General features: G+C 53.2%; 6 protein-coding genes. All 6 read left to right on the top strand.

Annotated features, from left to right (window positions below; genetic code table 11):
* The first annotated feature begins 2 nt into the window (after window positions 1-2).
* Entirely contained in the window at window positions 3-989 is a 987-nt protein-coding gene (locus A3842_RS11100; protein WP_178382116.1) for an ABC transporter permease, read from the top strand.
* A gap of 309 nt (window positions 990-1298) precedes the next feature.
* Window positions 1299-2201: a carbohydrate ABC transporter permease gene (locus tag A3842_RS11095; RefSeq protein WP_074088825.1), complete on the top strand. Its 903-nt coding sequence runs from the start codon at window positions 1299-1301 to the stop codon at window positions 2199-2201.
* A gap of 53 nt (window positions 2202-2254) precedes the next feature.
* Window positions 2255-3802, top strand: coding sequence for an ABC transporter substrate-binding protein (locus A3842_RS11090; RefSeq protein WP_074101451.1), 1548 nt, complete (start codon window positions 2255-2257; stop codon window positions 3800-3802).
* 302 nt (window positions 3803-4104) lie between these two features.
* Complete coding sequence (locus tag A3842_RS11085; protein WP_218618676.1) at window positions 4105-7488, top strand: carbohydrate-binding domain-containing protein; 3384 nt, start codon at window positions 4105-4107, stop codon at window positions 7486-7488.
* 927 nt (window positions 7489-8415) lie between these two features.
* Window positions 8416-10140 (top strand): glycoside hydrolase family 3 protein, encoded by a 1725-nt coding sequence (locus tag A3842_RS11080; protein ID WP_074101449.1) that lies wholly within the window; start codon window positions 8416-8418, stop codon window positions 10138-10140.
* On the top strand, window positions 10130-11188 hold the full coding sequence (locus A3842_RS11075; RefSeq protein ID WP_256701659.1) for a glycoside hydrolase family 88/105 protein: 1059 nt from the start codon (window positions 10130-10132) through the stop codon (window positions 11186-11188). Before A3842_RS11080 ends, A3842_RS11075 begins: the two co-directional genes overlap by 11 nt.
* Window positions 11189-11228 lie beyond the last annotated feature (40 nt).

Genomic DNA, 11228 nt, shown 5'->3' with positions numbered 1-11228 from the left:
CGATGATCACTCATGAGAAAAGAAACGCGCTGGACACCGGGCAGCGGTTGCCAGTGCGGATACATGCGAAAAGAAGCTCCATGCTGGGGCATTTGCTGAAGCACAAGGTGCTGCTGCTGATGCTGCTGCCGGGTGTGATTTTCCTGCTCATTAACAACTACCTGCCGATGTTCGGGATCATCATAGCCTTCAAAAATATTAACTACGTAGACGGGATACTCGGAAGCCCATGGGTGGGGATGGATAATTTCAAGTTTCTGTTCGCCACATCGGATGCCTGGATCATCACCCGCAATACGGTGCTGTACAATTTCGTGTTCATCATTCTCAACCTGGTGATAGCGGTATCCATTGCGATTGCCCTGAATGAGCTGAAGAATAAGCTGGCCGCCAAATTTTATCAGAGCATTATGTTCTTTCCGTATTTCCTGTCGATGGTGGTGGTGAGCTACCTCGTGTTCGCTTTTCTGAATGTTGAATACGGTTTCATGAACAAAGGCATTCTGGCGATGTTTGGGCTGAATGAGCTGAACTGGTATTCCGAGCCAAAGTATTGGCCGTTTATTCTGCCGCTGATCAACCTCTGGAAAGGCGTTGGGTATGGCTGCGTCATTTACCTTGCGGCGATTATCGGCATTGACAACGAATATTATGAAGCAGCGCTGATCGACGGGGCCAGCAAATGGAAGCAGATCCTCCATATTACGATCCCGCTCATCCGCCCGGTCATCATCATCACCACTATTCTGGCCATCGGCGGGATTTTCCGCTCCGACTTCGGGCTCTTCTACCAGACCACACTGAACTCCGGGGCGCTGTATCCGACGACACTCGTCATTGATACCTACGTCTATAACGCATTGATCAATATGGGCAACCTGGGCATGTCCGCCGCAGCGGGTCTATACCAATCCATCGTCGGCTTCTTCCTGGTCCTGGGCTCGAACTGGATCGTACGCAAGGTCGACAAGGACCAGGCTGTTTTTTAGTAACTAATAAAAGGTGCTATATAAGTTGAACTTGAAAATGAATAAAAATGGCAGAAGTGGCCGAGGGGAAGTTTGGAACTGAAGGAGCGGTAGCGACCGCCTTTGTCTGCGGATTTCCACCGCGAACAGCGGTACAAATTGAAGAAATCTGCAGACAACAGCGGCCGGAAGTCCAAACATTCCCCGTAGTTACGACTAGGCCAAAATATGAAAATCTAAAGTTCAGCTTATATAGTAAAGGCCGGAAGTCCATACATTCACCGCAGTTACGAACAACACCTTTGGAGAGGGATTTTGAAGAAAAGGGGGATGGAACCGGTGACCAATAATGAAATATCCCGGCCGACGAATGTGATACTCCATATAATTTTTATCATCCTGTCGATCACCTGTCTGCTGCCGATTGTGCTGGTGTTCATGATCTCAATTACCGACTACGATTCCATTGTGCTGAACGGGTATCAATTTTTCCCCGAGAAGTTCAGTCTGGAGGCATATGCTTATATCTTTAAGGACTATACCGTCATTGTAAAAGCCTACGGCGTGTCGTTCTTCGTAACCATTGCCGGCACGCTGCTCAGCGTATTTATCTCTTCGTTGTATGCCTATCCGCTCTCGCGGACGGACTTCCGGTACAGAGGGTTCTTCGCCTTCCTGATCTTCTTCACCATGCTGTTCGGCGGCGGGCTGGTGCCCTGGTATATGGTCTACACCCAGGTGCTGGATCTGAAGAACTCCATTTGGTCCCTGGTTATTCCGATGCTGCTGTCCCCGTTCAATGTGCTGATTATGAAGACCTATTTCCAGATGAGTGTCCCGCCCGCGCTGATTGAGGCCTCCAAGATTGACGGTGCCGGTGAGCTGCGGACGTTCTTCCAGATTGTGTTCCCGCTGTCACTGCCGGTGTTCGCTACGATCGGTCTGTTCAACACCCTGCATTACTGGAATGACTGGTTCAACAGCATGATCTTCATTACGGACACAGACCTCTATTCCCTGCAGTACCTGATGTACAAAATGATCTCCCAGGCGGACTACCTGAGCCGTAACGGGGCTTTGATTCAAGGCTCGGCGACGGAGCTGGCGAAACTGCCGGGTGAAACCATCCGGATGGCTATGGCACTGATCGGCATTGGCCCGATTGTGCTGGCCTATCCATTCTTCCAGCGGTATTTTATCAAAGGGTTGACGCTGGGCTCCATTAAAGGCTAACCTCGGATTCATCCGATTAGCATATATTGACCATCAAGGGGAGGAAACAAGCTATGGTAGGAAAAAAGGGCACGGGTCTACTGCTTTCACTTGTACTGCTGATAGGACTTTCACTAAGCGGATGCGGAGGCAATAACAGCAACAGCGGAGCTGAGCCGACCGGGACAAAGGTGGATAGCACCACCGCACCAGCCGCCTCGGATACAGCTACAGCCACAGCCACTGAAAAGACAAATGGGCTGGAGCAAGTAGAGCTGTCGCTCTATCTGCCTGGCGGGCCCGATAAGGATGTAGCCTCCGTAGAACAGGCGATCAATGATTATCTGAAGGATAAGATTAACGCCACGATCAAGATCAATCAGCTTAGCTGGGATAAACCGGCAGACAAGGTGAATCTGATGATCCAGTCCGGCGAAGTGTTCGACATGGTCTACACCTGGAACTTCATGACCAATGCCGCCAAGGGCGCTTATCTGCCGCTAGAAGAGCTGCTGGATACCTACGCTAAGGAGACCAAAGCACAGATTAATCCGGCTTACCTGCAGGCCGCTACCGTCAACGGACATTTGTATGCGGTTCCAACCGAGAAGGAACTGGGCCAGTCGGTAGGCTTTGCTTTTGACAAGGCGATTGTCGACAAGTACGGGTTCGATGTGAACAGCATCGCGAAGCTTGAGGATATTGAACCGATGCTGAAGACGATTAAGGAGAAAGAACCGGGCATCACACCTTTGTTCATGAACCATACCGACAGTCTGAACTGGTTCACCGTGTACCCCGAAAGCGAGGACCTCGATGGCAGTAATGAAATTCCGACGCTGCTCGATTACAAGACGATGAAGGTTTTTAACGAATATGATACTCCAGAGATACTCGCACGGCTAAAGCTGATCCGGGAATGGTACAAAGCGGGCTATATCAACAAGAATGGCGCTACGGACAAAACAGAGCTGAAGGATGCCGTGAAAAGCGGCAAGGCCTGGTTCACCTACGGCAATATGAATCCAACGTCCACCAATGACTGGACCCGTCTCGCGGAGAAACCGATGATCATCAAAACCCTTCTGCCGGTACAGGTCAGCACGAAAAGCCTGCAGGGCTCCATGCTCGCCATCTCCAGAACCTCCAAAAACCCGGAGCGGGCCATGATGTTCATGAACCTGATTCATACCGATCCCGTCCTGTATAACCTGTTAACCTTCGGGATTGAAGGCAAGCATTATAAGAAGGTAGGCGACAACACGGTTGAATTTATTCCGGACAGCGGCTACAACTCTGTATCCTCGTGGATGATCGGGAATGTGCTGCTGAACTACCTGAACAAGGATGAAGATCCCAAACGCGTACAGCTCTATACCGACTGGAATAAAAACTCCAAGGTATCCCCGGTGATCGGATTTGTCTTTGACTCAACCAAGGTACAGTCGCAGATCGGAGCGCTGATCAACATTACGAAGCAATATAAGAATACCCTGTATTCCGGGGAAAAAGATCCTGAGCCGATCCTGAAGGAAATGAACAGCAAGCTGAAGGCCGCTGGACTGGATGCCGTGATAAGCGAAATTCAGTCGCAAATGGATGCATTTTTGGCCGCCAAATAAGATGTTGAATGATTAGCAGACCCGATATCCGGTAAAGTTCGGCCGCCTCCCTGATTCTTACTGTCAGCTTGCAGCGGCCGCTTACCAGGATGTCGGGTATTCCTATTCGCAAAAGTTAGCAGTTGGGGGCCCTGTTTCTATTCTGAATAGAAGAGGGTGTTAATGTGCGAATGTATAAAAATATAGCGTTACTGTCTCTTGTGTTCTGTGTGCTGACGACGGTTTTGATGCCAAATGATCATAGCGTTTCCGCTGATCCTCCAGGGATAGCAGCGATAGAACAGCAAATTTCGGGTCCTGTAGTGAAAGTAAAACAAGAGTCTGGCTCAAGTAGAGCCTCCAAGGCTTCGCTGCCGGTGACCGCCACAACCGCCACCTATAATCCATCGGGCTTGCTGTGGCAGGTAGGCGAGCCGGACGACAGCTCTGCCGAATTTACAGTTTACAATAATGTGTATAACGATTTTGCCCTGCCTCTTCCAGCTTGCAGCTATAATACGATCCCCGAAGGAATGAAGGCCGATGTCAATGGAACGATGAATTTTACGTTTGAATTGGCGGCGGTTCCCCAGTATGGAGCCGAGCTCAGCTTCAAGGTGATTGATGCAAGCACCGCGATTCCCCAGCTTGCCGTATTCACAAATGGCCTCATGAGCGGATTGATTCAAATCACAGGTCTGAATAACGGCGAAACCTCTCTGGAGCATACCTGGAAACAAACCTACAGACTGTATATTCCCAAAGAGCAGCTTCATATTGGCTCAAACGTGCTTAAGCTGGTGGTCGACCGCGGACTGTATGCGGACCCCCAGGCTCCCGGTTATAACGGAGACTCCTATTTATGGTTCGAATGGGATTATATCAAGCTGAAATCCCGGCCTCAGCAGGCGGATGAACCGATACATGGGCGGTATGTACATCTGGGGACTACGCTTGCCGCAAATACCTTCAAATATGATGAGAACGCGATCCGCCATCTGGCGCCCATGACCAAATGGATGGGCATCGCCTACAGCGGCAATTGGATGCGCGCCTCCTTCTGGTCGGATACGAGCGCAGGCTGGGACCCGCAGGGGCGGAACTATCTGGCGACGATGCGTGATCTGAACCTTACGCCAATGGTCAATATTATCGGAGGCAACTGGAAGAACAACGCGGATCTGGCGGGCGGTACGATCAGCACGGCTTTGAGGAGTTATTATGCCGCTTTTGTCAGTAAATTCGGGGATTTGTACCAATACGCAGAGACGGGCAATGAACCCGGATTGTTCGGCTGGTCCCGGGCATCGATATTGGCCATTCATGAGCTAATGGATGAGGAGCGCCAGACTAACAGCCAGCCCTATCTGAAAATCGTGGCGCCCGGCTGGGCCTATTGGCCATATAACGGAATTCCTGACGGGTGGGAGCGGGACGCTGCCCAACGCGAAGAAATTGAAGCGCTTTCAGATGTGACGAACGGCCACAGCTATGGCGGAACCGGTGTCCAGCCGCTGCCGGGCGGCAGCTTGTATGAGAATCTGCAGGTGTATCATGAAGCAGATGAGGGCTTCGGCAAAGAGATGGCCATGAGTGAAACCGGCAGCAATGACAATCATTCCGACAGTACGAAATACGGCACCTATGCGTACAGGTTCGCTTCCGCCTTTGACCGGGAGCTTCGCGGAGATATCGGCTATGTCGATCATATCATGCAGCATGCGGCCTTCTTCAATGACGGGACCGAGTTCGGATTATTTGATTCCGCGATCAACTGGAATACACACCGCTTCGAGGATACGGTAGCTGTAGCCGCGAACAGTAATGAGCTTGGTGAAACGCGGCTGAAGACGTTCCGCAGGCTGGCCGCTGCGTATGCCACCCACGGGCGCCCGCTCAGCTACGAGATCCTGAATCCATCTGAACTGAATGAGAAAAAAGCGTATTTCCGCGCGGTTGATACCTCAGCGCTGGGCACCTCGGCCATAGGGGCTTCTGCAGACAAAATTCTGCTGAATTTCGTGAACTTTGAGACGCAGCCCGTGACGATGCAGGTGAGGGTCACCATGCCCGGCAGCGGGCAGTATGCCGGAGAGCGGTTTGGACCGGGCGATACCTATGCCGCCGCCCACTCCAATGTCCAGCTTACGGCAGCGCCGGACCTTACGCTCTCGGTTACCCTGGGCGCTGGTGAAACCGTCCAGTATATTCTCGATGAGATGGAGACCACTTCGCCAACGGCTCCAACCAGTCCGGCCGCGGTGGCAGTAAGCCATGAGCAGGTGAAGGTGACCTGGAATGCCTCGACCGACAACGACAGGGTTGTCAGCTACAATGTGTACCGGGATGATAGAGCAGAACCGGTGATGACCGTTCCGGGCCGGATTACGTTTTACAATGACTACACGGTAGCTCCTGAGACCGTATATAGCTACAGGGTTCAGGCCGTGGATGATTTCGGCAACGTCTCGCCGTTGACCACAGCCGTATCCGCAACCACACTGCCGATGCCGATTACGCCGCATGTGGCTGGAGATCCAACCAAATTCGAGGCCGAAGCCACGTCCTTTGCCCCGCCGCTCAAAATCGGCTACTACAGCAGCGCTTCTGGAGGAAGGGTTGTGGAGCAGACCCATGCCGGCGGATTGACGGTTCAGGGATTCTATTCCGAGAGCGGCGGAAGCTACACTTTAACTATTGCATACGCTTCCAATCAGGAGTCGAAGAAAAATATCCTCATCAACGGACAAAAACAAACGACCGTGACGCTGCCGTCCACCGGAAGCTGGAACAGCAACTTTACCGTGAGGCAATATGGCATTACGCTCCAGCCGGGGTATAACATGATCAGCTTTACCTCCGCTGGAAACGGCGCTAACCTCGATTATTTCAAGCTTGAGGAAGGCGCATATGTTCCGGTCTCGGCCTGGTATACCGCAGAGCATAATCATCCTTATATCGACTATACCGGATTTACGACCGCTTCCAACGGTGTCTCTCACGTGACCTATGCACCTGACGCCACAGCAACGTTCAATTTCAGGGGCATCGGGGTCCGCTGGAGATCGGATATCAAAAGCGATATGGGCAGCGCTGATGTCTATGTCGATGGGCAATATATGCAGACCGTAGTTATTCCTCAGGCTGGCATTGAGGGAGAGAACCGAATCGTCTATGAGCTTGCCGGTCTGGAGTACGGGCTGCACCGGATCGAGATCAAGGGGACTAGCGGGCTGGTGATGGTCCATGGGTTCGAGTTCGAGAGCTACGAGTCCACCCTTCCGGCACCGCTTGCGGACCTGATCGTTACAGATATCGGCTGGAATATCGTGAACAGTGATGGCACTCCATCCTCCCATACCACGCCGCAACTCGGGGATTCCTTAATCTTCTGGGCCAAGGTGAAAAATATCGGAGTGCGCCCGACCCCGCTGAACACCTCCACGGGATTGGGTCAAATTACGGGCGGTGCCTTCTCCGTCAACGGCGGTGTCGTATCCTGGTCGGACACGAACAATACAGTGATCCAGCCTGGAGAAGAGGTTACCCTGACCGCCAACAGCAGCGCCCAAGGCACGCCCAAATGGACCGTTCCGACCATAGGCGGCTTCACCATCACCTTCTTCGTGAATGATATCTGGAGGTATGAGGAGATGAACAAGGAGAATAACAAATTGAGCGAGACACTAAGTATTAGTCTGGATTGAAAGCTGATGAAGACGCTGTAGAGCTATTAATCTGGACTGAAATCTGATGAGATGCTGTGAAGCTGGTCTGATATTTGATGAGACGCTGTAAAGCTTAGCTTCTGCCTCCCTGCAGAAGCTAAGCTGGTTCAAATAGAAGTTAGCGGGTTGAGCGGAAGTTACGCGAGTTGAGGCGGATGTTAACCTGGTTGAGCGGGAGGGCGGAAGATAAGCTGGTTTAAGCCTAATGTACCTGAATGTACTCGCTAGTGGAGGCAGCTCCCGGGGGAAAATGAATTTAGGTGGAAATAGGAAAACTAGTTTATGGAAACTTGTGCTGCTGCGAGTTCTAGGTGGAATTAGTATAACTAATTATGCCGAAAACGCCTCAGTGTGCTATTAGAACCATTATTAAGTAAACAAATTCCAACTAAACCTCGACTATAGACTAGAAATCGAGAATTAGTGATACTTTTTCCACCTTGTTGAGGTGCTGCTCTAGCATTGAGATGGTTGAGTATTGCATTTATTAGATGTTATTCCCTTTGAGACTCTGTAGGATTTCGAACTTTTTTTATAGATGACCTTATTTAGTCTCCTCCGTTCCCCGGCTACACTTAAGGTAGTAATGAAATTATACAGGGTTAGAACGATCTGACGGTTTGGGGGGAGCGTAGCGTCCCCTTGCAGTTACGGTTTGGGGGGGAGCGGAGCGTCCTCTTGCAGTTACGGTTTGGGGGGAGCGGAGCGTCCCCTTGCACTTACGCAGGTGAAATGCAGCCAAAGCGTCCCCGCAGGGGGAAAGCGATCTCCGCACATTGCAGCCCGGGAGCACAATCCCTCCGCCCACGCCAGCCATCCGGGTGTCCAGAGGGCCGGGGCCCTTGGGGTCCCCCTTGGCTAAGGGGGATTTAGGGGGATCGAAATCAGTTAGGAGGAAGTGCAACCATGCCAAGGCCTCTAACAAGGGAGGAGCAGGAATGGGTAGAGCGGATGCTCGCGTCCATGAGCCTGCGGGAAAAGATTGGGCAAACGATGCAGGATCATGCAGGGCGGCTGCCGTTTAAGGGAAACGATACTGAGGCACTTGCGGCCTATTTGAAGACGTATCCGGTGGGCAGTTTTTTTATCGGCGGTGAGGTGATTCAGAAGGCGTCGGGCAAGGCGGCGGAGTACCGGGAGTGGACGGAGCAGCTGCAGCGGATCAGCAAATATCCGCTGCTGTTCTCCGGTGATTTGGAATTCGGCGCGGGATCGGCAGTCAAAAGCTTAACCGCGTTCCCGCCGCTCCTCGCGCTGGCCGCAGTGGACGATGAGGCCTTGGCCTATGAATACGGCAAATTTACGGCACTGGAAGGGCGGGCGGCGGGCTTTACCTGGGCGCTGGCACCTGGCACAGATCTTTTGTTGAACTGGATGAATCCGGTCATTACCACGCGCTGCCTGGGGGATGACCCCAAGCGGGCGGCAAGGCTGGCGGGTGCAGTCATGCGGGGGATGCAGGACCATGGCCTGGCAGCATGTGCGAAGCATTTTCCGGGAGACGGGGTGGATTACCGCGATCAGCATATTGTGACCACCATTAACGGCTTGACCGAGGAAAAGTGGGTTGCCACCTACGGGCAGGTGTCCCAATCTATGATTGATCAGGGCGTACTGTCGTACATGACCGGGCATATTGCTCTTCCATGGATGGAGGGGGAGCAGGGGGAGAAGCCAGTACCGGCAACGGTATCGGAGCGGATCACAACGGAACTGCTGCGGGATCGTATGGGGTTTGAAGGTGTGGTGCTGTCGGATGCGCTGGATATGGGCGGATTTCTGGCCTGGGGCAGTTATGAGAAACGGATGATCGACTGCTTCAACTGTGGAACGGATGTGCTGCTGTGGCCGGGGGTGGATTATTTCGGGGTGATGGAGCGGGCCGTCAGGGAGGGTACCGTCCGCATGGAACGGCTGGATGCGAGTGTCCGCCGCATTCTGCAGCTTAAGGCCAGGCTGGGTATGTATGGTATAGATGAAGAAGGCCGGGACCCGCGGGCACTTCCGCTGCTGAACGACAAGTTGCCGCCGGAGCTGGATCTGGAAGCAAGGGGCCTGAGCCAGTCCCTCGCGGAGCGTTGTATTACACTTGTCCGCAACCGTGGCCATATTCTGCCGCTTGATCCGCAGACTACCCGCCGGGTGCTAGTGATCTTGCTGAACAAAGTGACGGAAGGCCGCAAGTATGAGCGGATGAATGTTTTTGTAGATCTTTTACGGGCGAGGGGGCTTCAGGTAGATATACTGGATGAATTTGAGCCGCTGGGCACGATCCGGAAATGGGAGTTGTCGGGGATTCGCTGGGATGCTGCTTTTGCACCTTACTTTCTGCCCTTGCACGGCATGATGAATACGGCCCGTCCGGTAGGCGAGGCGGCCAAAGCGATATGGGCAATGCAGCATGCAGAGACCATCCGGCCCATCGGGATTTCTTTTGCCACCCCATATTTGTTGCAGGATATGCCGTTTCTGGATGCGCTGGTCAATGCCTATTCGCTGCATGAGGAGACCGTGGAGCTTACGGTCAAAGCGCTGTTCGGGGAGCTGCCTTTTCAGGGACGGTCTCCGGTGAAGACAGACCCGCAGGGTGGTTCACTTGATCTAAGGGGGATGCATCATTTTGAGCACTGAGCGGAAGCCTGCGGAGGCGCTGGACCGTTTGTTTCAATACATGATCTCGGAGGCGCACCGGGGTGACTGGGGAATGGACATTGACCACTGGGATTGGGTGCCGGGGGTGGGTGTGATTTCGCTCATGGAGTACGCCACAGTAGGCGGGCAGGAAAAGGTAATAGAGTATCTGCTGCAGTGGGTGAACCGGAACAAGCACAAGGCCGATGGGGTCAAAGTCATTAATGCTCTCGCTCCGTTCGCGATTTTTCCTGAGCTGTACCGCCAGACCGGTGACCCGTGGTTTCTGCAAAAAGCGATGTCCACCGCGGATTGGATGCTCAACACTGCGCCGGTCACGCGGGAAGGGGCACTGGAGCATACCGTCACGGAAAATGTGGATTTCCCGGAACAGGTATGGGCAGATACGGTATTTATGGCTGTCTTGTTCCTGGCGCGTATGGGCGGGCTAACGGGAGAATCCCGGCTGGCCGATGCCGCACTGCGGCAGACGCTGCTTCATCTGCAGCTGCTGCAGGACCCGGCTACGGGACTGCTCTATCACGGCTGGAACAGCCGTGAGGGCAATCATATGTCTGCGGTCCGCTGGGCGCGGGCCAATGCATGGATTACCCTGGCGGTTCCGCAGATTGTGATGGAGGTTCAAGGCGTGGCTGACATTCCGGAAGAGCTGTACAGCCGGTACTCATCGCTTGCGGCAGCCTTGCGGTCCTGTCAAGCCGGAAACGGACTATGGCATACGGTGCTGAACAGACCGGATTACGTTCAGGAGACTTCAGGCAGTGCGGGCATTGCCTGCGGATTCTTCAAGGGGGTGAAGAATGGCCTGCTGGATTCCTCTTTTCTGGACTCTGCCAGGCTTGCGGTGAGCGGCATTCTTCCGCTAATCGCGGAGAATGGTCAAGTGCAGGGAGTCTCAGGCGGCACGCCCGTCATGCCTTCGGAAGAAGCTTACAATACAATTGAAGTATACCCTTCGCTCTACGGGCAGGGGCTGGTGATGCAGTTGCTTGCGCAGGAACTGGAGCTGGAAGATCGCCAACTGTAGACCGGAACCGTGGCTGCATAATGAGCCCTCCCCAGAGGGA

The organism is Paenibacillus sp. P3E (genome assembly GCF_001909045.1).
In the GTDB taxonomy this organism is placed as follows: Bacteria; Bacillota; Bacilli; order Paenibacillales; family Paenibacillaceae; genus Paenibacillus_AQ; species Paenibacillus_AQ helianthi.
Note: the sequence above shows the minus strand (reverse complement) of the source record. Positions and strands in the feature narration are given on the sequence as shown.